Consider the following 21,946-nt stretch of genomic DNA (forward strand, 5'->3'; position numbering starts at 1 on the left):
TTACTCCGTGGCGTAAGTCGCCGGTGCGGCGGCGCGCTGATCGCGGATGCGCTGCGCGGCGAGCAGGGCCGCGGCCACGATCGGCTGATAGCCCGTGCAGCGGCACAAGTTGCCCGTGATCGCTTCGCGGATGTCGGCTTCGCTCGGCGAATCCGTTTCGTTCAGCAGTTCGGTCAGCGTCATCAGCATGCCGGGCGTGCAGAAGCCGCATTGGAGCGCGTGCGTTTCCGTGAAGGCTTTTTGCAGTTCGTTGAGCGTGCCGTCCGCGTGGGCGAGCCCTTCCACGGTGGTGAGCGTGCGGCCGTTCACTTGCGCGGCGAGGGTGAGGCAGGCGCGCGCGGTACGGCCTTCGATCAGCACGGTGCAGGCGCCGCACACGCCGTGTTCACAGCCGTAATGCGTGCCGGTGAGTTCGAGGTCGTGACGCAGGAAGTCACCGAGCATGCGGCGCGATTCGACTTCGCGCTCGTAAGCGGTGCCGTTGACGACGACTCTGACGGTACGAGTCTCCATGTCCATCTCCTTAGTCACTACGATTGTCTTGCGACGCGCGAGAACGCCCGTTTCAGCGCTCTTTCGGTCAGGACGCCGGCGAGATGCTGGCGGTAGTCGGTGCTCACATGCGCGTCGGTCATGACGTCGAGCGCGCGGGCGGCGTCGCTCGCGACGGTGAGCGCGTCTTCGTTCATCGGACGGCCGTGCAGCGCGCTTTCGACGTCGTGCATGCGCACGGGGCCGGGCGCGACGCCGCAGATCGTCAGCGAAAGGCGGTCGATGTTCCCGCGCGCATCGGCGGTGCAGAGCGCCGCGACGCCGACGATGGCGTAATCGCCATGACGCCGCGCGAATTCTTCGAACGCGTAGCCGTGGCCTTCGGGCCAGATGTCGAGCGAGATGCCGGCGAGCAGTTCGCCTTCTTCGAGCGCGGGCGTCATGTACATCAGCGCCCAGTCGGCCATCGGCAGTTCGCGATGGGTGACTGCGCCGTCTTCATAGCGCGCGATCGTCAGCACGCCGTCGAGCGCCGCGGTGAAGCACGGCTGCTCGGATGACGGATCGAGCTGGCACAGGCTGCCGCCGAGCGTGCCGCGATTGCGGATCTGCTTGTGGCTCACGAGCTGATACGCCTCGCGGATCAGCGGCGCGCGCTGGGTGACGAGCGGCGACAGTTCGATGTCGCGCTGCCGCGCCATCGCGCCGATATGCAGGCGGCCATTGCGCTCCTCGATGCGCGTCAGGGCCTCGACGCCGTTCAGGTCGATCAGATGACTCGTCATCAAATAACGGAAGTTCATCATCGGCATCAACGACTGGCCGCCGGCGAGCACGCGCGCGTCTTCGAGCGTGCCGAGCAATTGCGCGGCTTCGTCGACGGTGGTCGGCGCGTGATACTGAAATTCACTGGGTTTCATGGGTGCTCCACGGATGCGACGGCCGCTTCGTCAATGCTGTTGCCCGGGTCGGAAAATCCGGGCGAAGAAGTTTCGGATCGACTGCCACATCGCCTTGCGCATCAGCGCGCCGGCATCGAGCGGCGCGACCGGCGCGGGGGCGGGCGGCACGCGGCGCGGTTCGGCGGGCGGCACCGGCGCGGACGTTCCGGCTGCGTCGTGCGGTGCGGCGGATGCCGCGGCGGCGTTCGGGGCAACGGCGCCGACGAGCGTGTGCGTCGGCGCTTCGGCGTGTGCCGCATCCGCTTCGATGAGCGCGGTCAGATTCTTGGCGAACTGGTTGAGCAACTGCTGCGAGAGCGCTTCGATCATCCCCGCGCCGCGGCCATACTGCGCGACCGTGCCAGAGAGATTGACCTCCGAGACGACGTCGACTTTCGTCTTGCCGCCGCCGGCGTCGGTGACAGCGGCGTTGATCTGCGCATCGGCGCCGCCGCGGCCTTTGGTATCGGTGCCGCTCGCCGACACGACGACCGTGCGGTTGGCGTTGTTCTGATCGGCGATCTTGAATTTGCCCGCGAATTTCAGCGTGAGCGGACCGAGCTTGACGGTGAAGCCGCCCTTGTAGCTGCCGTCGGGCTGCTGCTCCTTGAGCTCCGCGCCCGGAAAGCACGGCGCGGAACGCTCGATGTCGGTCATCGTCTTCCAGACGTCGGCGGGTTGCGCATCGACGGTGAACGACGAACGGATGGTGATTGCCATGCTGCCTCCTCGGAGCGGCCGCCCAGGCGGGCGTCGCTCCACTTATTGAGTTGATACTGAGCCGCGCGGCTCGGTCTTACTGCGCGATGTCCGTCAGGAACCCGTCGAACACGGGCGCAAAGGCCTCGCGCATGTCGAACGCGCCGAAATGCGCCGCGCCCGGGATCACGGCGAAGCGGCCTGCGGGCAGCGCGTCGGCGATTTTTTGCGATACCGCCGGAGGAATGCTCGCGTCGGCGTCGCCGGCCACGACGAGCGCAGGCGTGCGCACGTCGCGCAACTCGGCGAGATTGTCGAGGCGGGAAATCGCTTCCCAGTTTGCGCTCCAGCTGAACCAGTCGTCGGCAGCGAGGCGCGCGCGGCATTTCGCGACGAGATCGGGGCGCGGCGTGTCCGTCGCGAACCAGCGCGCGATAGTGTCGTCGATGACTTCCGACATCGCGCCCTCGCGGCTCGTGTCGCCGCGCGCTCGAATGCGCGGACGAACGTCGTCGGGGAAACCGCCGGCCGTCGCGCAGAGAATCATCGCGCCGACGAGGTCGGGAAACTGGATCGCCACGCGCTGAGCGACCATGCCGCCCATCGAAACGCCGATCAGCGTGGCGCCGGCGATGCGCTCCTTGTGCAGCACGGCGGCGACATCGGCGGCATGATCGGCGAGCGTGATCGTCGAGGTGACCGCGCTCGAGTCGCCGTGACCGCGCATGTCGATGGCGAGCACGTCATAAGACGCGGTCCAGGTTTCGAGATATTCGCCCCACCAGCTTCGATCGACGCCAATCGGATGAAGCAGCACCAGCGGTCGGCCCGTCCCGCGCCGCGAGTACGCGATACGGCCGGCTGGAATTTCGCAGTAACTTAACTGTGACATGACATGTGCGGGGAAAGCGGGGAAGACGTGCGCGCCCGACGATCGAACGCGCGAAACGGCAACGACGCGCGGGCGCTGGCCCGCGAGCCACCGGCGCGGGACATGCCCGGCGCCGCTCAGGCGGCCTTCGCCCTGAGTTCCAGAATGACCGCCTTCGCGCGGCGCAGCGCTTCCGCCGCGACCGGGATGCCCGCGTACACGCCTGCCTGCAGCAGCACTTCGGCGATTTCCTCTTCGGTCACGCCGTTGTTGACCGCGCCGCGCGTATGCACTTCGAATTCGTGCCAGCGGCCGAGCGAGGCGAGCATCGCGAGGTTCAGCATGCTGCGCGTCGAGCGCGTGAGGCCGGGGCGGTTCCAGACGTTGCCCCAGCAGAAATCCTCGGTGAATTCGAGAAATACGGCGTCGAACAAGTGAGGCTCGGCGTTGCGCTGAGTGTGCGCCGTGCCGAGCACTTCCTTGCGGATCGTTGCCCCGATAGCCCTGCGTTCAGATGACGTGATGTCTTGCATGAAAACCTCTTGGGTGCAGTGGTTTGGACGGTTGTACGATTGTATAATCGTAGACAGTATGAACACGCGCCAAGGCCGTGTCAATATGATTGTATTACGACCTTTGAAGAAGAGAGGGTGCTCGAATGTCAGATACGCCAACGTCGGTCAAGGACGGAGTGGGTACGAACAGGCAAGTTGTGCGACCGGCGGCCACGTTGCGGCAGCAGGTCATCGAAGGGTTGCGCTCCTGCATCAGCGACATGACGTTCAAGCCGGGCGACCGGCTCATCGAGCGTGAACTCTGTGAAATGCTGGGCGTGAGCCGCACGCTGATTCGCGAGGCGCTGAGCCAGCTGGTGGCAGAAGGGCTGGTGCAGACGATTCCGCACAAAGGCCCGATCGTCGCCGTCATTACGAAGAACGAGGCGAAGGGGCTGTATGAAGTGCGCGCCGCGCTGGAGGCGCTGGCCGGGCATCAGTTCACGGAGCGGGCGTCGAACGATCAGCGTGTCGCGCTGATGCAGGCGCTGAAGGAACTCGCCGCCCTGCGGAACATGACGTCCGACGATGGCATCCTGCTGTTTCTCAAGCAGAAAGCCAAGTTTTACGACGTCATCCTCGAAGGCGCGGGCAATCCGGTGCTGACCGAAATGCTTCGCCTCGTGCACACGCGCGTGATGATGCTGCGCGCCACGACGCTGTCGCAGGAAGGCCGCCTCGCCGAAAGTTACAACGAGATATCGGCTATCGTCGACGCGGTCATGCGCAACGACGCCGATCAGGCTGCCGCGGCCTGCAAGCGGCATGTCCAGCAAGCCGAGCGTCTCGCCGTCGAAGTCCTCGCGGACATCAACTGATTCAGTCTTCTGCCCGCCCCGATGTGCGCCGCGCATCGGGGCGGCTGTCCCGTCCATTGTATTACGGCATATACTCCGGGCAACGCATCGCTGTGTGCCGAAAAGGCCGCACCATGTGCGTCCGGTCGTTAAAACGATAGAAGACCAGGAGACAGCAGGGATGGACACTTCGCAGGAGGTTGACGAGCGTGTGGCGGCATCGGCCGCGGCGCCGACATTCCGGCTATCGCGCTATCAGTGGCTGACGCTGATTTCCGCGTTCCTCGGCTGGATGTTCGATTCGATGGACCTGAATCTCTTCACGCTCGTACTCGTGCCGAGCGTGAGCCAGTTGATGCACACCACGGACGCGGCGCAGATCAGCAAGATCGGCAGTTACATCATCGCCGGCAAGCTGCTGACGTGGGGCATCGGCGGCGTGTTGTTCGGCGTGGCCGCCGACCGGCTCGGCCGCTCGCGCGTCATGGCGTGGACCATCCTGATCTATGCCACGTTCATGCTGCTGAGCGCATTCGCGCAGACCTGGACGCAGCTCGCGGCCGCGCAGGCCATGGCCGGCTTCGGCATTGGCGGCGAATGGGCGGCCGGCGCCGCGCTCGTCGCCGAATCGTGGCCGGAGCGGTATCGCGCCCGCGCCATGCAGATCATGCAGATGGCCTTCGCGTTCGGATTTCTCGCTGCGGCGCTCGACAATCTGCTGCTCGGCAGCCTGGGCTGGCGCTGGGTGCTCGGCATGGGCGCGGCGCCCGCGCTCGTCACGATTCTCATCCGGTTCTTCGTGCCGGAGCCGCAGCGCTGGGTCAAGGTGCGGGCGAGCGTGGACGCCGAGCCGGCCCTGCGGACCTTCGCCGCGATCTTCGCGCCGGGCCTGCGCCGCAAGACGATCGTGGGCGTGCTCGTCGCGTCGGCGGCCATGCTGGGCTGCTGGGGCGGACTCACGTTTCTTCCGAGCTGGATTCATCAGTTGTCGGCGGCGGCGTCGGGGCAGCGCGACGTCGGCTCGACGGTGAGTTACGCCTTCATCCTGATGATGATCGGCGCAACGCTCGGCTATCTCACGCTCATCTGGATGCTCGACGCGCTCGGGCGGCGGATGTCGTACTTCATCTTCTCGGTCGGTTCGCTCGCCATTTCGCTCGTGCTGTTCATGACGGTGCACGACATCGGCGGCGTGCTGTGGCTGATGCCTTTGTACGGCTACTTCGTGATTGGCGCGTTCGGCACCTTCGCCGCCTATTTGCCCGAGCTTTTTCCGACGCGCGTTCGCGCAACCGGCCAGGGCTTCTGCTGGAACATGGCGCGCGCGTTGACCAGCATCGGACCGCTTGCCGGCAATGTGGTCGTCGCGAAGTTCGGCTCGTTCCCGGCGGCGTCGGCGGCGGTCTCGCTACTGTTCGTCGTCGGAATGGTGTCGATCTGGCTCGGTCCCGAAACCAAGGGCGTTCCGCTCGACGACTGATTCGCCTCAATCCAATGCAAACCACCCCGAGTTCAGACATGTCGAAGCCAGGCGTCTCGAGCCAGAGCGCGGTCAGCGCGCGCGTCTTCGATGTCGGCATCAACGAACGCCTGCCGCTTTCGCAACTGGCCGTGCTCGGCGTGCAGAACGTGTTCGGCATGACGGGCATGTTCGTGTTTCCCGGCATTCTTGGCCGCGCGTTTCATCTGCCCGATGCGCAGATCGCGTATCTCTATGGCATGACGTTCATCGCGTGCGGGATCATCACGATCCTGCAGTCGGTGTGCCTGCTGCGATTGCCGATTGCGCAAGGGCCGTATGCGGGCAGCTTCGGCGCGCTGCTGACGGTCGGGCACATGCAGGCGGGCGGGCTCGGCACCGCCTTCGGCTCGTTCTTCGCCGCGTCGCTGATCTGGTGTCTGCTCACGGTGCCGATTCGCGGGCGCAGCGTGGCGGGCCTCTTCGCACGTCATCTGCGCGTGCCGATCATCTCCGGGATGATCGTGATGCTGATCATGGTGCAGATCGCAAGCGTCGCGCTGCCGACGTGGATCGGCAACCGCGCGAGTCCCGGTTTTCCGGGCGTGAACCTGTTCGCGGGCGGCGTGGCGGTATGCGGCATCGTGTTCGCGATGCTGTGGGGCGGCCGCTGGACACGCCGCGTCTCCATCCTGCTCGGCCTTGCGCTCGGCACGCTCGCCTACACGCTGTTCCAGCCCATTTCGTTCGCCGCGGTGGCCGCCGCGCCGCTCGTCGTCTTGCCGCGCGTCTTTCCGTTCGGTTTCGGCGTGCGTCCCGACTTCGTCGCCGTGTTTCTGCTCGTGCTGATTCCCGCCGGGATAGGGTCGATGGCGCTGTACCAGACGGTTGCGGACTGGGGCGACGAAACGCTCACGCCGGGCCGGATGTCCGAGGGACTGTTCGGCGTCGCGCTCGGTTCGGTCATCGCCGCGACGCTGGGCGGCTTCAGCACGATCGCGTATCCCGACAACATCGGCATTCTGCGCGCGACGCGCGTCGGGTCGCGTTTCGTGACGCTGACGGCGGGCATCTTCCTGATCGTGCTCGGCGGCTGCGTCAAGTTCGACATGCTGCTCGTCGTCGTGCCGATTCCCGTGATCTCGGCTGCCGCGACCTTGCTGTTCGGCGTCGTCTTCATGCACGGTGTGCATATTCTGGCGAAGGTCGAGTGGGACGACCGCCAGCTGATCGCGACGGGACTCTCTTTTCTGATCGGCCTTGGCGGACTCTTCGTCTCGCCGGATGTCATGCACGCGATGCCGCTGATGCTCCAGCTCGTGCTTCAGCAGCCGGTGATCTCGGGCGGCCTCACGCTCGTCGTGCTGCACACGTTGCTGTGCTCGTCGCCGCGGCCATCGGCGACGCCATCCGCCGCGGCCACGCCTATGCGGCATTGAGCATCGAAGTGAAGTGAATGAATCATGCGATATGCATCGATTAGCATGCCGAATCGACGACCAACACGAGGAGGGCGATGACACCGCCGATCCTCGATGCACAAATTTAACGATGTCAACTGGAGGAGAAATGGTGAGAAGTGGAATGAGACGGTCGCTGACCGCATTGACGTTGGTGGGGCTGTCGAGCGGCGCCGCGTACGGACAAAACAGCGTCACGCTGTACGGCTCGCTTGACGGCGGTCTGCGCAATCTGGTGAACGGCACCAAGGCAGGCGGCGCGGCGCTGACGATGGCCTCGAACGGGATGTACAAATCGAACCGTTGGGGCTTTGTGGGCACGGAGGACCTGGGCGGCGGATACTACGTTCGCTTCAACTTGGAGGCGGGCTACGTTCTGTCGACCGGCGCGAACAGCAGCACGACCAACCAGATGTTCCAGCGTAATTCGACGATCGGTGTCGGCGGCGCCTTCGGACGGGTCGATATCGGCCATCAATTCACGTTGCAGCACAGGCTGATCAAGGAGTTCGAGCCGTTCGATCTCGACTATCTTTCCGTCACCGAAGCGGCGGCGATCTCCGGCGGCACGAGCGGACGGGACGACAACGCAATCTACTACCACGGCGACTTCGGTCCGTGGACGGCACGCGCGGACTACGCGCCAGGCGGCGTGCCCGGCAGTCTCGCCAGCGGTTCGATGATTGCGGGCGGTTTCAATTACCACACGCAGCGCTTCAATGTCGGCGCGGGCTATACGCGCCGCTCCACGCCGGTTCCGTCGACGTCCAGTGCGTATTTCGGCAACGATCAGTACACGGCGGGCGGCGGCGTGACGTTCGGGCCGGTCGAAGTCATGGGCGGCTATTCGCTCATGATGCAAGCCGTTCCGTCCACGATGGCCGGAAAGACGCGCAATCAGTACATGTGGGGCGGCGTGCGATATCATGCGACGTCGTTCTTCAATGTGACGGCCGCCTATTACGACAACAAGAATACGACCAATGGCCTGAGCGGCAGAAAGGACGTATCGATTCTGGGTGTCACATATTCGCTCTCGAAGCGCACGTTGCTTTACGCTGATATTGACTACACGCATTTCACGGGCGGCTACGCGACCAATGCGACGCTGAACCCTTCTTTGCACGAGAAGCAGACGGGCCTCTCGTTCGGTATGAATCACTGGTTCTGACAGATTCGGAGGCTGACAAGGCTGAGGCGTTGGTGGCTGGGAAGACGTAACTAGTCATCAGCACTCACGTAATGAACGAGGTCACGCTTGCTTTGACGGGAACTTGGGCCTTACGTGGTCGACGGCCAAGCAGCAGCATTGTTGCACGCGACGGCGGAAGCGAGTAGGATTAAATCCTACTGATAGGAGGCTGCCATGAGAACGACGCAGCAGATGAGCATCACTCTACCCAACGAGATGGCCGAGTTCATCCGCACAAAAGTCGCAAGCGGTGATTACGCGTCTGACAGCGAAGTGCTGAGAGACGCGCTTCGCGCGCTGCGCGAGCGTGACCGTGCCGTCGAAGCGTGGCTGCGAAACGAGGTCGTCCCTGCAGCGCAAGCACTTCGGGACGATCCAAGCCGTGCACTGTCAGCCGATCAGGTACGTGCCGAGCTGAAGAAATCTCGCTCGCGCCATGAATGAATTGGCGCGTCCAGTTTGCGCCCGAAGCGCTCAATCAACTGCGGAGACTTGAGAAGAGGATCGCCGATGCTGGCGCTCCGATCACAGCAGAACGATACGTTGATTCGATCGTCGATTGCTGCATGAAGCTCCAGACATTCCCGGCACGTGGTGTCGCAAGAGACGATCTGCTGCCCGGACTTCGAGTCACTCATTTCCGCAAGCGAGCCATCATCGCCTATACGTTGGACCCAGAGGTTGTCTCAATCGTTGGTGTCTTCTACGGCGGTCAAGATTACGAAGCGGCGTTGACCCCTGATGAGGATGAATGAAGCAGTTTGCTACGCCCATTGACGGTTGCCGTGGCACACGAACCGCTGATACTTTGACATAAACTTAATTGCCACACGTTCATACGTAGTGCGAAATGCTCAATTGGGGCGAACGCTTCGGATATTCACGGAGGAGCACCGGTCCTTGCCCGAGCGCCGCGGGGTCTAGATCAGCTCGCGAGCTTCACGAATTCGCTGCGCGGTCATCGGCAGCTCATTTTGTTCGAGCACTGTCGCGAATTCTTCCACTGAGCTTTGTGGTCGTTTGCGTCGAGCACGCATCCGTTTGAATGATGAGATCGTGACTAGCGGCTCAAGATCCCATTGGTTCACGATGAATCGATCGGGATGTACGATTTCAATTCCGTACGGCGCAACAGCGCTTTGAGGGAAATCGCGAACATTTGCGGTGACGATGCAATCCGCGTGACCGGCTAGGGCGGCCGCTAGAACATGCCTGTCGTTAGCGTCGGGGAGATTGAGACTTTCGACTAGCGGAGACCACGCTTCATCAAGCACTTGCCAGTCGGGTACGGCGTCGCGCATGGCGTCTCGTCGTACCCAAAGCCTGTCCTCCAGATCCGGGCGACGTTGTACAAGCGCCAGCATCCATTCTTCTTCGATTCTGCTCGACCATTTGGCGCCGAAAAGCCCGGCAGTCGCCAGACTGAGCAGCGCATCCGTCTGGGCGATGGAGTAGAGCACACAAGCATCAAGTATGGCTGTGTAACGCGCATTCCCCGCCATCAGTAGTCCAGACCCAGATCGCGTGCGTTGTCGGCCATACGGTCCAATGCGGATTCTTGCCGCTCGCGCATTTGATTGGCGTACGCCATCAAATCTCCGAAAGCAACTCGCCGATGCGTCCCGACCATTCGATGCGGAAGTCTTCCCGCTTCGATTTCCTTGATCACGAAGGGCCGTGAAACGTTCAGGAAGTGCGCCGCTTCGACGGTCGTGAACTCTTTCTGGCTTGGCACGACCGAAATCGCCCGCCCTTCGCTCATCGCGCCCAGAAGCTGACCAATTAGCTTGAGCGCCGCTGGAGGCACGTCGATAGAAGGGTGCTCGCCCGTGTCGGTAGTCAAGGTAATCGCGGCCGCACGCGAGTGATCGAGCGCTTCCATAATGCAACGCTGGGCAACCCGCGCCATTTCGAGATCACTCTGACTCATCGGTGGCGGAGACACCTCCCGGATTCGATTCGTCGTTGTCATGGGGATACCCTCGTTGAGTTTTCTAAACCAGCATACGCGATAAATGCAATAAATGCAATAAGTGTGCAACAAGTGAAACATCCGTCCGCCGTTTGGTCTAGTCGGGCCGCGCCCGGTACCGATGTGGGTGCCGGACACGCAGCGCGATGGATTTGCCAAGGAACGTCGTCGTCGGAGCGACGAGCGCCCATGAGAACTTGCCCCCGTTTCCGAGCCAGCTTCTCCGCGGTGAGTGAGAACGATTTGAGCGAGCAGTCTCCACCATAGGGGTGACAGGGAGGACGCGGACTAACGGCGGCGATGTTTTAAGGCGACTGGTAAAATCAGCAGGCTGATTTAAGGCACGCCCGATGGGATTCGAACAGCTCACTGCGCTCAAGGCGCGGCTGAACCAAAGCGCGACCAGCAGAACGGTTGCTTCACGCTCGACGTCATCGCAGTGGACGTCGAACGGGAAATCAAGCAGCCACCGAAGCCTCCGCGAACGTCTGCTGACGCGGCCGAGCGCGCAATTGCCACGCTGCAACGAAATTTTCCGCACGCCTTTCCGCGCAGTCCCGCGTCAAAGGTTCCTCTGAAGGTCGGAGTTCTCAAGGACGTGCTTGCCCGAGCGGCGTCGCTTGGACTGAGCGCGCGAGACGCTCGTAACGGCGTAAAACTCTGGTGTCGTGGCCAACGCTATTGGACCTGTCTGGTCGAAGGCGAAGTACGCGTGGATCTCACCGGCGCAATCGCCGGCTTTGTCACGGCTGTCGAAGCGGAGTACGGCGCAGGTCAGGAGAAGACCCGGCTCGCGCGTAGGCGGGAGCAGATTGCGAAGAATCACCTTGGTCAACCGCGTTGACCGGCAAAACATCCATCAACTGCGGATCAAATGACATAACCTACAGATCAATTTATCGCGTATTCCTAATCGTTACGATCAAAGCGCTTTGAGTCTCTGGCTCCGTCGGCTTCTAAGCTTCTCTCAGCGGTGACAGCCATCCGGTGCCTGTAGCAATGCAGAAGACTCATCATTCTCTGTCGAATTATCCAGCTAGCGCTCTGTGTGTAGTTCACCGCCTTTCATCAAGCGCTGCGCGATATCGGCCGTTTGCAGAGCCTTGCGTTCAGTAGGCGAATGGGCCGCGAGATAGCGGGCGATCGCGATAATAATATGGCGACCCTCTCCGGTGTTGCCCCACACTGAAAATTGTCGGACGCCTGCCTCGAGCATTTGATAAGCATGGAAGCCTGCATCTTCGCGCAGCACCGCGAACGCGAGCGTAGCGACCAGCGCTTCTGGCGGATGGCCGAGCGCGAGATGCCGTGCCACCAGCCTTGACGCGAGATCGACCTGCCGCTGCCGGTCGAACGCGTCGAGCAGGGCGGTGAGGATCGACTCCTCGTCGGCGGGAAGGTCGTCGGACTGATCGTTGTCCTCGCCCGGGATGCGAGCCGGCGGGACATTCAGATAACGGGCAAGGTAGAGCGCCATCGCGCCGTGCATGATGGCCCGCAAGGCCGCGACGTTGCCGTCGATGCCCGCGTTTCCGATCCGCTTCAACATCTGGTGGAGCGCGTTGGCATGGGTGAAGACATGGTGGGCTGTCTCCCAGTCGGAATGCTCGTTGGCGTTGCCGAAGCGGGCCACGCGCAGCGCCGCCCCATAGGCGAGCGACTGTCCCAGGTCGGTAGGGGTGGCGCCCTCGCGGATCGCAGCCTTCAGCGCATCGACGATCTTCGCCGGATCGTCGCCGAGCAGTTCCCGCCCGAGCGTCGCGTGTGTCGACCAGCCCGGCAAGCGGTGCCCGGCGGCGAAGAGCTGCGCCATTTCGCTTGCTGACTCGTCGCACAGCGCGACGAGATCGATGGGCTGTCGCCAGGCGGTCGATTCCTCGGCGCCACGGGCGGTCACCATCTGCGCGACGATCGCAGGCAGTAAGGCCGACGCGTGTTCCCAGCCGATGAGATCCAGGCATTCGAAGGCCTTGTTGATGAAGTCGAGCGCATGGCCGGTGTCGGCGAAGGTCCGCCCGGTCACGGCCGACAGCAGGGCATCGCCGAGCACGGCCGGCGAGTGACCCGCGACGATCGCCGTCAACAGCGTGCGCTCGGCCGCCTCGCGATGGCGCACGTTGGTCCAAAGGCGCAGCCAGCGTTTGAGCGTCGCTGGCTGCGGCCGGCTTTCGAGCGGCGCACGCTCCCGCCGCGGCGCCTCGCCGTCGCAGTCCGCCGCGACATGGCGCGCGCCGTGGAAGAGCGCGAGCCAGGCGTCGCCCTCTGCGAGCACGGGCAGGAGATTGCCGAGCGCCGTCAGTATAGTGAGACCGACGCTCCAGCCATCACGATTGCGCGCCCCGAAGAGCGCCGCCTGCCGCACGATGTCCGCCTCCGGCACGCCGGCCGCGAGCTGCCCTTGCACGGCCTTGGCGATAACGAGTCCGAGATCATCTGCGAGGCCGTCCGTGAGCCGCTGATGCCAGTAAGCCGCCGGATCGGAATGACTGAACGTGGTCGCCACCCAGATGTCGCCATCGCGCACTTCGACCGCGCAGTTCGGTACGTCGTCGGCCCAGAGGTCAAAGGTGCAGCCGCTTTCCAGATCGAAGCGCGCGTGATGCCAATGGCAGGTCAGGATGCCGTCCTCGACAGTCCCTCGCTCAAGCGGGAAGCCCATGTGCGGACAACGATTATCGAGGGCAAAGATGCGCCCGCGGTCGTAGACGATGAGGATCGGACGATGGTCACCATGCAGGACCAGCCGTCCCTTCGCTTTCAGCGCTTCAAGGCTCCCAGCGAACGCGAATTCTCGATTCGGTGCATCCATGCGCCCACCTCGGCATTCATCTTTCTCCGGACGTCGTAGGTACGTCCGGCCCCTTCGAAACCTCAGCATACTCTCCAGTTAGCCAGCAGCCTGGCTTCGTCAGGAGCGGCGAACCACGTCGACGGCGTGGAGGTGCTTGTCGGGCGGACGCGATCGAGTTCGGTTACGACGCGCCGACTTTCTGACGGTAGCGGATCAGCTTCGTTGACATGGGCGATGGCGGGGGTAAATTCATGAGAGATTCCCGCACATGCAGGTCGCACGGAACCGTCGTTTTTGAAGGGATGCCTTTGGAGCGGGCCGTCATGACCACCAAGCCAAGCAAAGTAGGGCATCTGGAGGCCGCAGCATCGCATCACGAGCAGGCAGCGCTGTTTCATCGGGAGGCCTCGCAGTCTTACGAGGCCGCCAAGAATTACGAGCATGCCGCCTATCTGGCAGTGCTGGCGCACGGCCACGCCCAGCATGCCATCGACGAGGTTCATGTCGCTGCCAAGCATGCGAGCGCTTCATCGGCGGCAGGCTCCGTTGACAGTGACCTGACGGCTGCACAACATCATGGAGCGGCGTCGGCGCTCCATACTCAGGACGCACAGCATCTCCGGCACGCGGTCAAACTTTTCGAGGCCGATCGCAGCGCAGTGGCTCATGAAACGCAGTTGGCCCTGGCCCTTGCGTCACGGGCGCTTGTGCATGGCAACGAAGCGGCCAAGCAATATGTCACGTCGCTACGGGCCAAAGGCGGGTCGTGAAGCGCGTCGACGACTAGAAGAGTGCAAGCAGTCGCAGCCTTAGGCACGAGTCGTATGGTCACCTTTTTTAGGGTCGAAATATAATTAGTTTCACGGGAAACGTTTGCCTTAGCAACGAACAATCGGATGTACCCGCTCACCAGCAACTGCGGGGGACGGCAGCGCGCGGTGCAGTAGTGAGAAGCGCTCGTTACGATATATTGTTTCACGCCCTTCACGCCTCAATGCCTTGAAATGTGAGAATTGTGATATATATAAATACAATCACAATCCTAATTTGAGGATGAACATGGCCAAGGCGCAATCGGCGGGTCCGAAGGGTGCGGCCGCCGCGCACATTGCGTTGGTATCGCCGCTGGGGAGTACCACCCAGGGGGGCGCCAGCGATATCGGTCGCTACGTTATGGCGCTCGACGCCACTCGAGCGGCCGCGACCATGCTAATCGACAAGATCCAGACAGCGGATTTCACGCCGGCAGCGAAGGTTGAGATGACACGCCAGGTTCGCTTGAGCGTCAGTGAACAGGAAGGGCTCGTGTTGCAGGGGCTGGTCGACGCGTCCCCGGTCACGCTGTTGACTGACTCGCGGGCAGAATTGGAAGCGAAGGCTGTTGCAGCTGTACTCAACGGAACCACGTGGTTGACTGCGCAGAGGGTCGGTGAGCGGCAAAATCCCGACGCGACGAATCAGCATGCAGTGACGAGTCGGTGGAAGCGAGAGGGCAAGATTTTTTCGATTGAACGCGCAGGCCAGACACTCTATCCCAAGTATGCCTTCGACGAGCTCGGCAACCCAATTCCTGAAGTCGCGCAGATCCTGGAGATTTTCAAGGGCTACCGGCCATTTCGAATCGCGTCTTGGTTCGAGTCGACGAATAGTATGCTCCGCGGCAAACGCCCGCGTGAGGTTCTTGCAACGAACCCGCAAGCGGTAATCGAAGCGGCGAAGGATCATGTTGTCGGGGCGGTGCATGGTTAGTTCGGTGTTTCCGCCGCCGGCGTCTGCACTCACGCTCAGCAAGGTCTCGACTGGTACGTGGTTCCGTGTTCATCCGCTCGACTCGACGACAGGCCACTACGCGCCGGACGCTTTCAACGATTCCGGTCTTGGCAACGCTCGTTTCAGTCCTTTGCATCGACCGGACAACGGGAAAGTCATCCCGACAATCTATGCCGCCGCATCTGAGCGGGCGGCGATCATGGAAGTGGTTCTGCATGACGTGCCGACGCCGTCTGCCGGCTATCAGCACGACCTGGAGCGGGACCTCGCTTCGTCTTTGCATCTGAGCCAAATCGGGTTGGCGGACCTGAAACTGGCGAATCTGACGGCAACGGGATTGCGTGGACCGGGCCTGGCGCCATCGGATCTGTTTGATGGCGACAAGACCGACTATCCGCGTACACGTGAATGGGCGCTATGGGTGTGGCAAAACATGCCCGAGGCCCAAGGGCTGATGTGGATGTCCAAGCAGGACAACCAGTCAATGGCTGTGATGCTGTTTGGCGACCGGATGTCAGCGCCCATCATCGATTTGAAGCGGTCCCGTCACATCGAGCACTACGAGCATCTAATCGTCGAGTTGCTGGCCGAAATGGGCGCAACCGTGACGCCGACCCTTTGAATGGAAAAGCTTGCGGAACGGACAATGAGGTAGCCATTTACTGAAATGCGATAAATACATTTATGTCAAATTGGACCTGCAATCAAAGCTTGTTTACTGGTCAACGCGGTCAATTACTTCGATCGTTCGCAATCTGCTCCCGCCTGCGTGCGAGCCGAGTCTTTTCCTGACTTGTCCCGTACTCTGCTTCGGCAGCGGTGACAGCACCAGCGACTGCCCCAGCAAGGTCCACGCGCACAGCGCCTTCGACGAGACACGTCCAATAGCGTTGGCCACGGCACCAGAGTTTCACGCCGTTTCGAGCGTCTCGCTCGCTGAGTCCAAGCGACGCCGCTCTCGCAAGCACGTCCTTAAGAATCCCGACCTTGAGCGGGACCTTTGGTGTCGGACTGCGCGGAAATGCCCGCGGGAAATGTCGTTGCAGCGTAGTGACCGCGCGCGCGGCCGCGTCAGCAGATGTCCGCAGACGCTTCGGTGGCTGCTTGATTTCCCGCGCAACGCCTACCGGCGCTGACGTCGGCCGCGATGCGGTCTTTTGCTCCTTCGCGCTCTGGTTCAGCTGCGCCTTGAGCGCAGCGAGCTGTTCGAATCCCATGGTGCCTGCCTGAAATCAGTCGCAAAATTTTACCAGTCGCCTTCCAACATCACCGTCCTGGCGCCCGAGAACTGCTGAGGCACGCCGGCTACCGCGGATGCCAAATGGGAGCAATTTGGTTCCCGTTCGGGAATCATCTACAATGAGAGTCGTAATGTTTTCATATGGGAGATTGGTGCCATGGCTTTGAATCCGCCGTCCGGGCGTCATGCGGCCGCGCGCCCAACCGCAGCGCATGCGAGGAAGTCACGGGTTGGCGCTGGCAAACCAGTCGCCCACGCCGACGATATCGAAACATTCCTCGTCAGGTTCGACCCGCTCGAGCAACGCCGCCAGATCCGCGAAGGCATGGAAGCCGCGATCATTGAGCGCGTTGCGAAGGACTTGTTGCACGTGCCGGTTCAAAAACTGCTCTCGAATCTCAATCTGCCGAGTTCCACGATCCTGCGCAAGATGGCGCGCGAGGAGCGTCTGTCGCCGGCCGAGTCGGACCGCGTCGCACGTGTGCTTTACGTGCGTCAACTCGCCGTCGAGGTGTTTGAGGATCCGGCGCTGGCCGCCGAATGGATGCAGCGATCGAATGCGGAGCTGGCGGGACTCAGCCCGCTTGAGGTGCTCGACTCGCAACCGGGCTACGATCGCGTGCGCGAGATTCTGCTACGCGTGATCCACGGCGTGTCCGCATGAGGCTTTACCGCTTGGCGAAAGAACGGCGCGGGTATTACCGCGCCGATGATCTAAGCGGCAATGGTGCGGCGATCGCTGGTGGCCGCTGGAACCCGCGTGGCATGCGGGTGCTCTACACCTGCTGCCATGCGTCGACAGCGCTGCTCGAAGCGCTGGTGCATATGGCCGGCTTGCTGCCGGCCGGCGGGTATTTCTTGGTTACATTGGAAGTGCCGGACGCGGTCTACGACGACGCGCTGATACCCGGGCTGCCGGAAGGCTGGGCAGACCTGACACACGATCCCGCAGCAACAAGGGCGCTCGGTCGCCAATGGCTCGAAGCTGGTGAACAATTAGCGATGCGGGTTCCGTCCGTCGTTTGCCCTAGTGATTTCAATCTGCTCTTGAACCCGATGCACCCGGCGATGGCGAGCGTCAAGGTCATAAGCGCGGAACCCTTTACGCTGGATCCCCGGCTGTTTGGCCAGGCAGTGCGATGATCCCGCCATTCCGGGCTACGTACCTCTAATAAACAAGCGAACGCCGTGAGCGAAAGATTGAGACGTTCGGTAGCACCGCTGCCGATGGATTAGGATGACTACTAGAAAAACTTTACTTCTATCATGTAAAGCCATCCGCGGCCGAACGGGATTTACTTCCATGCTTTCAACGGGAGCGGCCCGCAAATCATTGCCAGTGTCATCGAGCTTTGCAAAAGGGCGATTCGACGACAAGGAAGTTCGGTTGGGCATGAACGAGACGCGGGCTCTTTCGATAAAAGGCTTCTGTGGCGGTTTCAGGAAAGTAACGAAGCGCTAGAGTACCGGGGTCATTTCTGATGATAAAAAACGACGGCGGACCGGCAGACCGAAGGGGATGTGCCGATACTGGAGCGACGAATTCGGCTCTACCCACGACGAGCTAAAAGTGGCCGCTAACAAAGGGGGCGTGACGGTCAGCGATGTCCAAACTTTTTTGAAAAGAGCAAGGAATCCATGTAGAGCCGTCGGGCGTCATAGCGAACGACGGAGTCAGCCACGGCCGAACAATCCGGCCCGCCCAATACCTGACGCCCCGGAAAGCGTCACGCGGGGCGGACCTACGGTTTTCCCCTTAGCCCGCCGGGCCCAAACGCGGCCGGAGATTTCGCGCTTCGCATCTGTCTTTCCTCTGATCCATCATTTCTTCCGGATAGCCGCACTGAGTTCTTCCCATCGCGCTAAATCGTGCTCCAGAACGGCAATGGCGTTAAAGGCTGCTATGAATTCATCGAAACATTTGCGCGTGGAGCAAAGCTGTTCGTGGAGCCGGACAAGATCCGCCGTCCTGGCAGCTATTTGGTACTCGATGACGGCCAGAGAGAGTTCAGTGGAGGTCATGGCATCACAGGGTTATTGCTCCGATTCTATTTCGACACGATCCGGATTTAAACCTGTATCGGCGGCGGCCTGCTCGACTTCCTGTGTGGACGGGAAAGCCCCTAGCTCACCTATCACGTCTTCGCCCGCAGACAGTCGCCCGCCCCACAACCCGGTCGGGAGGCGGTAGATATGCAAGATAATGGGTTCGTCTTGGTCTTGTTCCATCGCGTCTCCCAGAGCGCACGGGGGCCTTGTCCGGTACGGTCTTGTTATTTGTTGACTTCAGCGTATCACGGCGCAACGAAAAGAAGGTACGTTGGGTACCGGGCGGCCCCTGAGCAGAGAGCCGGCGTGTCGCTGCGCTGGGCCGATTCCAACGTTTTCGAAAGTCCGGCTGGAAGAGGCCTTCGCGCGCGAAGCCGACAGGTGAACAGCTGAAACGTGCACTGCGTTGTCATACCAGCCGGCGCCGCCCGCTAAACGTATTGGCAGACGGTCATCGCTAGTCCACGAATCTTTATGTTGGGCGCGTCGCGGTGCCTCCGGCTGGATAGGGCGAACCGTTCACTCTCTCCGTCCTCCGCTGCGGGTGGACCTTTCAGCACTCGATGGCCCGTCTGCGACCAGTCCGCGTCGGAGACGGGCCTGGAGCTTTATTGTTTTATTTTCCCACTCGCCTTTCCGTTTGCGTCCGCCCCCGAAGCGCCATCCGGCGACATGCCCTTTTCACGTTGCTGCATCAGTGTCGGGCCGCCCGGGGCGCTTGCCCCGCTGGAAGCGCTGTCGGCCGCTTGATTCTTCGTGGCGCCGTTCTGAGGCGTTGGTGACGGAGCCTTTTGCGTGGTCTGCGCGAACACGTTCGTGCTTGCCGCTACAAGGAGGACGCTTAACAGAGCTGAGATGCGATTCATGGCTTTCTCCCAAGCCTTACACGGCTTCCCTCATTCTTGAACTAGTAGATCACGGTGCGTTGGAGCCACTGTCTCGATCCACAGCCTCATTGGTTGCGTCTTTCGCATCCTCTTCGGCGTTGCCGACTTGTTTTCTTGCCTCGCCAGCAATTTGCTGTGCCTCGCCCTTCGCTTCTTGTGCGGGATCGTCCGTCATCTTGCCGACGCCCTCGTTAATTTTTCCCTTCACCTTTTCGCCGACCCCTTTGACTTGGTCCTCATTCATTGCGGTTCTCCTGAATTCCTGCCGATCGCAGGCTTGACTACACTCGCAAGGAGAGTGCCGACCCCGTTGATGTCTGCGGGAGATAATTAACCGTGTCCGATTCTCCGGAAATCCAGGTTGAACGTCAGGCAGGCGGCTGGATCTGGATCGCACTGGCGGTCGATCCCGATGGCGGGCCATCGCTCGTGCTTCATCACTCTAAGGAAGCATTCGCGAGCGAAGAAGCCGCGCGCTGCGACGCCGAAAAGGTCCTCAGGAAGCTAGGTTCTTCGAAAACCAGCAAGTGAACCTGCGGCATAGCCGTTGCTGATTTCTCGAAAAATCCGTCTTCTCAAACAATGCAGCCCAGCTCTTTCCGTCCTTCCGGTATGTGGAGCGTCCGATCGTTCCAGAGCGTCGCTCCGCCCGTCGCTGTCTTGATCGTCGACGACGATCGCGCAGGGGCGGACGCGCTTGCGGCTGTTCTGGCGATCGAAGGGTTCCGAGCAACGGTCGTCGAAGGAGGGCGGCAAGCATTGAGGACGCCGCCAACATTCAAACCTCACATTGTTGTCTTGGACATTGAGATGCCACTCTGTGATGGATTCGCGGTGGCTACGGCCATGCGTGAATCGGCCTGCTTCGCCGCGGTTCCTATCATCGGGTATAGCTCGCTCGACGAAGCTGAGGTCGTCGAACGCGGCAAACAAGCGCAGATCGACGCGTTCTGCCGAAAAGGTAACACTCTACATTGCCTGTTCGAACTCATCGAGTTTATGGCGCCGGTCGGGCCCGCCAGCACTTAAACGTCGCCTTTTGTCGCGGGCACGCGTTCTACTCGGAGGCGGGCTTGCTTTTTCGGGCGGACGAGTTCTGATTGGCACCGCTCGCCGGCGTGAAAGGCGTGACGGGCTGTCTACCGCCCGAAGATTCTTGAGTTGGAGGACGGGCGCTATCCCGCGTGCTCCCGGTGTTGCCGCCCGGCGTGGACGGCTGCATGCCGCCGGCGGATCCTTGTCCACTAACTCGACCGTCTCGCTGCCCCGAGGCTGCAAATTCTTTCGAGCTCGATGCGGAGGACCCTTGCCCTTCCGTTCCTGCCGCGTGCGCAACGCCGATGACAACGACAATGAGCGCGCACAGGCAGGCATTTCCTAGAATCAGTTTCATACGACCTCCGAAAGCAGTTCTGTCAGCCGGCCTCCTGCCTAATACAAGACAGCAAGTCGCTCCGCGGACGTCCCCATGTATCCGGTCAGAGTTCCGGTGAATGGAGGTCCGCTTCGACGATCTCCATACCACGACGCGACGCGCCGTCTCTCGCCGCCTCCTTGGTCTCGAAAGGACCAATTTCCTCGGCGCCATCAAAAGGAAAGAGCAGTCGTCCGTCCGTCACACGTACCACCTTCAATGTACCGATGAATCACCCGGTGGTGCCCGGACGATACGACGCGTACACGCGGTAATCGTCCACCGAATGACCGGGAGTCGGCTCGGGGCACTTCGTTGGAAAGAAGACCAGCTTGGGCCGGCGCAGGCTATTGTTGTCCATGGCGAAAGGCACGACTCGGGGCACGCTGAACCTTGGTTCTCGCCACATCACGCACAATCTGCTCCATGTCCAATGACGTGCGAACGAGAAAGCGCTAACACCCGTCACCCGATGCCCAAAATCGCTCGACTTCGGAACGCGATCGGAACGGTCATTGCAGCAACAGTAAACCGGTACCGCGCCCGCCATCGTGAAATCGTTTCTCTTCGTCGAAGACAATCCGTACGAGCTCGACCTCGACCTCGCGAAGATCGCTCCGAGCCGTACTGTAAAACGTGCGCAATGGCCATCGCCGAGACGGCGAAGGATCCGGACGATCCGGCACCGATTGTCTCGGCACGTCGATTCGGCGAAGCGTTGCACATCGATCTGCAGACTCTGGCGCAGCAAGCGCACGTACATCGAAATACGATTAGCAGACAACCTGCGTCCGAAAGCGTACAACGATTCCTTCGCGATGCGTTAAGAGTAATCCGCGCAGCGAGCGATCTCACGGGAGACATCTCGAAGGCTCTTTTCTGGTATCGGAACGAAACCCTGCCGGTGTTCGACTACAAAACCGCCGAACAGTTGGTGTCCGACGGTTGCGCAGACGACGTTCTTCGTTTTGTTGCATCTCTCGAAGCGGGCGCGGCGGGATGATCCTAGTTGATCTGTCCGGAGTGACCGCATACCGGATGCTTGTTCCGAGGTGGGCGGTCGCACCGACGAGCGGAGGCGGGGCAGGAACGAATGGCGGTCGCGCGAACCGCGTCGGACTCAATGCGCTCTATCTGGCCTTGGATCACGACACCGCCGTCAGAGAGCATCAGCAGCTTTCATCCTTGATGCCACCGGAAACGCTGGTTAGCTACGCACTCACGGCCGCCCCTATCGTTGAATTCACCGGCGGATATGACAGCGGAAAGTGGTCTTCCTTGTGGGAATGAAATGAGCGCCTCCCGCCCTGCGCCGACGCTATAACTACAACAGCGGCGGATTCTCGATTTCGTTTGGG

Annotated in this window: 30 protein-coding genes; 18 read left to right on the top strand and 12 right to left on the bottom strand. The window is 61.6% G+C overall.

Features of this window, described 5'->3' with window-relative positions; all coding sequences use genetic code 11:
• The 5 genes from NCT05_RS13530 to NCT05_RS13550 all read right to left on the bottom strand — a co-directional run bounded on the left by NCT05_RS13530 (position 1) and on the right by NCT05_RS13550 (position 3,536).
• Positions 1-513 (bottom strand): (2Fe-2S)-binding protein, encoded by a 513-nt coding sequence (locus NCT05_RS13530; protein ID WP_041732877.1) that lies wholly within the window; start codon positions 511-513, stop codon positions 1-3.
• Positions 514-530: 17 nt separating this feature from the next.
• A complete protein-coding gene (locus NCT05_RS13535) occupies positions 531-1,412 on the bottom strand; it encodes an FAD binding domain-containing protein (protein ID WP_053570112.1) in 882 nt (293 codons plus the stop codon).
• A gap of 30 nt (positions 1,413-1,442) precedes the next feature.
• Complete coding sequence (locus tag NCT05_RS13540) at positions 1,443-2,153, bottom strand: SRPBCC family protein (protein WP_250502531.1); 711 nt, start codon at positions 2,151-2,153, stop codon at positions 1,443-1,445.
• A gap of 76 nt (positions 2,154-2,229) precedes the next feature.
• The gene (locus NCT05_RS13545; RefSeq protein ID WP_250502532.1) at positions 2,230-3,024 is read right to left on the bottom strand and encodes an alpha/beta fold hydrolase; all 795 of its coding nucleotides are present in this window, start codon (positions 3,022-3,024) and stop codon (positions 2,230-2,232) included.
• Positions 3,025-3,140: 116 nt separating this feature from the next.
• Positions 3,141-3,536 carry a carboxymuconolactone decarboxylase family protein gene (locus NCT05_RS13550; protein WP_041732523.1) on the bottom strand — a complete coding sequence of 132 codons (396 nt, stop codon included), beginning with the start codon at positions 3,534-3,536 and terminating at the stop codon, positions 3,141-3,143.
• Positions 3,537-3,661: 125 nt separating this feature from the next.
• Here NCT05_RS13550 and NCT05_RS13555 point away from each other — a divergent pair, with 125 nt between their 5' ends.
• The 6 genes from NCT05_RS13555 to NCT05_RS13580 all read left to right on the top strand — a co-directional run bounded on the left by NCT05_RS13555 (position 3,662) and on the right by NCT05_RS13580 (position 9,220).
• Positions 3,662-4,375, top strand: coding sequence for a GntR family transcriptional regulator (locus NCT05_RS13555; RefSeq protein ID WP_014193109.1), 714 nt, complete (start codon positions 3,662-3,664; stop codon positions 4,373-4,375).
• Between the two features lie 160 nt (positions 4,376-4,535).
• Positions 4,536-5,834: an MFS transporter gene (locus tag NCT05_RS13560; protein WP_250502533.1), complete on the top strand. Its 1,299-nt coding sequence runs from the start codon at positions 4,536-4,538 to the stop codon at positions 5,832-5,834.
• 38 nt (positions 5,835-5,872) lie between these two features.
• Positions 5,873-7,252, top strand: coding sequence for a uracil-xanthine permease family protein (locus NCT05_RS13565; protein ID WP_250502534.1), 1,380 nt, complete (start codon positions 5,873-5,875; stop codon positions 7,250-7,252).
• 145 nt (positions 7,253-7,397) lie between these two features.
• Entirely contained in the window at positions 7,398-8,444 is a 1,047-nt protein-coding gene (locus NCT05_RS13570) for a porin (RefSeq protein ID WP_250502535.1), read from the top strand.
• A 195-nt stretch (positions 8,445-8,639) separates the two neighbouring features.
• On the top strand, positions 8,640-8,909 hold the full coding sequence (locus NCT05_RS13575; protein ID WP_250502536.1) for a type II toxin-antitoxin system ParD family antitoxin: 270 nt from the start codon (positions 8,640-8,642) through the stop codon (positions 8,907-8,909).
• A complete protein-coding gene (locus tag NCT05_RS13580) occupies positions 8,906-9,220 on the top strand; it encodes a type II toxin-antitoxin system RelE/ParE family toxin (protein ID WP_250502537.1) in 315 nt (104 codons plus the stop codon). Before NCT05_RS13575 ends, NCT05_RS13580 begins: the two co-directional genes overlap by 4 nt.
• Positions 9,221-9,385: 165 nt before the next feature.
• On the opposite strand, the gene NCT05_RS13585 is transcribed toward NCT05_RS13580, so the two are convergent.
• Entirely contained in the window at positions 9,386-9,967 is a 582-nt protein-coding gene (locus NCT05_RS13585; RefSeq protein WP_250502538.1) for a PIN domain-containing protein, read from the bottom strand.
• Complete coding sequence (locus tag NCT05_RS13590; RefSeq protein WP_062257660.1) at positions 9,967-10,437, bottom strand: excisionase family DNA-binding protein; 471 nt, start codon at positions 10,435-10,437, stop codon at positions 9,967-9,969. Before NCT05_RS13590 ends, NCT05_RS13585 begins: the two co-directional genes overlap by 1 nt.
• Before the next feature lie 79 nt (positions 10,438-10,516).
• Here NCT05_RS13590 and NCT05_RS36995 point away from each other — a divergent pair, with 79 nt between their 5' ends.
• A complete protein-coding gene (locus NCT05_RS36995) occupies positions 10,517-10,630 on the top strand; it encodes an antitoxin MazE-like protein (protein WP_350030087.1) in 114 nt (37 codons plus the stop codon).
• Between the two features lie 246 nt (positions 10,631-10,876).
• Positions 10,877-11,281 (top strand): ProQ/FinO family protein, encoded by a 405-nt coding sequence (locus NCT05_RS13595; RefSeq protein ID WP_250502539.1) that lies wholly within the window; start codon positions 10,877-10,879, stop codon positions 11,279-11,281.
• A 192-nt stretch (positions 11,282-11,473) separates the two neighbouring features.
• On the opposite strand, the gene NCT05_RS13600 is transcribed toward NCT05_RS13595, so the two are convergent.
• On the bottom strand, positions 11,474-13,246 hold the full coding sequence (locus NCT05_RS13600; protein WP_250502540.1) for a Rieske (2Fe-2S) protein: 1,773 nt from the start codon (positions 13,244-13,246) through the stop codon (positions 11,474-11,476).
• Between the two features lie 305 nt (positions 13,247-13,551).
• On the opposite strand from NCT05_RS13600, the gene NCT05_RS13605 reads away from it, so the two are divergent.
• The 3 genes from NCT05_RS13605 to NCT05_RS13615 all read left to right on the top strand — a co-directional run bounded on the left by NCT05_RS13605 (position 13,552) and on the right by NCT05_RS13615 (position 15,620).
• Positions 13,552-13,998, top strand: coding sequence for a hypothetical protein (locus NCT05_RS13605; protein WP_250502541.1), 447 nt, complete (start codon positions 13,552-13,554; stop codon positions 13,996-13,998).
• Between the two features lie 289 nt (positions 13,999-14,287).
• Positions 14,288-14,977, top strand: coding sequence for a hypothetical protein (locus NCT05_RS13610; protein WP_250502542.1), 690 nt, complete (start codon positions 14,288-14,290; stop codon positions 14,975-14,977).
• A complete protein-coding gene (locus NCT05_RS13615) occupies positions 14,970-15,620 on the top strand; it encodes an RES family NAD+ phosphorylase (protein WP_250502543.1) in 651 nt (216 codons plus the stop codon). The genes NCT05_RS13610 and NCT05_RS13615 overlap by 8 nt, the downstream gene beginning before the upstream one ends.
• A 109-nt stretch (positions 15,621-15,729) precedes the next feature.
• Here NCT05_RS13615 and NCT05_RS13620 read toward each other — a convergent pair whose 3' ends face one another.
• Complete coding sequence (locus NCT05_RS13620) at positions 15,730-16,215, bottom strand: ProQ/FINO family protein (RefSeq protein WP_250502544.1); 486 nt, start codon at positions 16,213-16,215, stop codon at positions 15,730-15,732.
• 180 nt (positions 16,216-16,395) lie between these two features.
• Between NCT05_RS13620 and NCT05_RS13625 the strand changes: the two genes are divergently transcribed.
• From NCT05_RS13625 to NCT05_RS13635, 3 genes are all read left to right on the top strand, one after another.
• Positions 16,396-16,902 carry an Xre family toxin-antitoxin system antitoxin gene (locus NCT05_RS13625; protein ID WP_250502545.1) on the top strand — a complete coding sequence of 169 codons (507 nt, stop codon included), beginning with the start codon at positions 16,396-16,398 and terminating at the stop codon, positions 16,900-16,902.
• Positions 16,899-17,381: an RES family NAD+ phosphorylase gene (locus NCT05_RS13630; RefSeq protein ID WP_250502546.1), complete on the top strand. Its 483-nt coding sequence runs from the start codon at positions 16,899-16,901 to the stop codon at positions 17,379-17,381. Before NCT05_RS13625 ends, NCT05_RS13630 begins: the two co-directional genes overlap by 4 nt.
• Positions 17,382-18,107: 726 nt before the next feature.
• Complete coding sequence (locus tag NCT05_RS13635; protein WP_250502547.1) at positions 18,108-18,311, top strand: hypothetical protein; 204 nt, start codon at positions 18,108-18,110, stop codon at positions 18,309-18,311.
• Positions 18,312-18,895: 584 nt separating this feature from the next.
• On the opposite strand, the gene NCT05_RS13640 is transcribed toward NCT05_RS13635, so the two are convergent.
• Both NCT05_RS13640 and NCT05_RS13645 read right to left on the bottom strand, forming a co-directional pair.
• Entirely contained in the window at positions 18,896-19,153 is a 258-nt protein-coding gene (locus NCT05_RS13640) for a hypothetical protein (RefSeq protein ID WP_250502548.1), read from the bottom strand.
• Between the two features lie 49 nt (positions 19,154-19,202).
• Positions 19,203-19,418 carry a CsbD family protein gene (locus tag NCT05_RS13645; RefSeq protein WP_250502549.1) on the bottom strand — a complete coding sequence of 72 codons (216 nt, stop codon included), beginning with the start codon at positions 19,416-19,418 and terminating at the stop codon, positions 19,203-19,205.
• 92 nt (positions 19,419-19,510) lie between these two features.
• Here NCT05_RS13645 and NCT05_RS13650 point away from each other — a divergent pair, with 92 nt between their 5' ends.
• Positions 19,511-19,705: a hypothetical protein gene (locus NCT05_RS13650; protein WP_250502550.1), complete on the top strand. Its 195-nt coding sequence runs from the start codon at positions 19,511-19,513 to the stop codon at positions 19,703-19,705.
• Positions 19,706-19,834: 129 nt separating this feature from the next.
• Entirely contained in the window at positions 19,835-20,203 is a 369-nt protein-coding gene (locus tag NCT05_RS13655) for a response regulator (protein WP_250502551.1), read from the top strand.
• Positions 20,204-20,652: 449 nt separating this feature from the next.
• On the opposite strand, the gene NCT05_RS37215 is transcribed toward NCT05_RS13655, so the two are convergent.
• On the bottom strand, positions 20,653-20,808 hold the full coding sequence (locus tag NCT05_RS37215; RefSeq protein ID WP_502801789.1) for a DUF6723 family protein: 156 nt from the start codon (positions 20,806-20,808) through the stop codon (positions 20,653-20,655).
• 423 nt (positions 20,809-21,231) lie between these two features.
• On the opposite strand from NCT05_RS37215, the gene NCT05_RS13665 reads away from it, so the two are divergent.
• Together NCT05_RS13665 and NCT05_RS13670 are read left to right on the top strand one after the other, a co-directional pair.
• Complete coding sequence (locus NCT05_RS13665) at positions 21,232-21,591, top strand: DUF2384 domain-containing protein (RefSeq protein ID WP_250502552.1); 360 nt, start codon at positions 21,232-21,234, stop codon at positions 21,589-21,591.
• A 35-nt stretch (positions 21,592-21,626) separates the two neighbouring features.
• A complete protein-coding gene (locus NCT05_RS13670) occupies positions 21,627-21,878 on the top strand; it encodes an RES domain-containing protein (protein ID WP_250502557.1) in 252 nt (83 codons plus the stop codon).
• Positions 21,879-21,946: the final 68 nt, after the last annotated feature.

It is taken from the genome of Caballeronia sp. AZ7_KS35, from assembly GCF_023631045.1.
GTDB classification, from domain to species: Bacteria; Pseudomonadota; Gammaproteobacteria; order Burkholderiales; family Burkholderiaceae; genus Caballeronia; species Caballeronia zhejiangensis.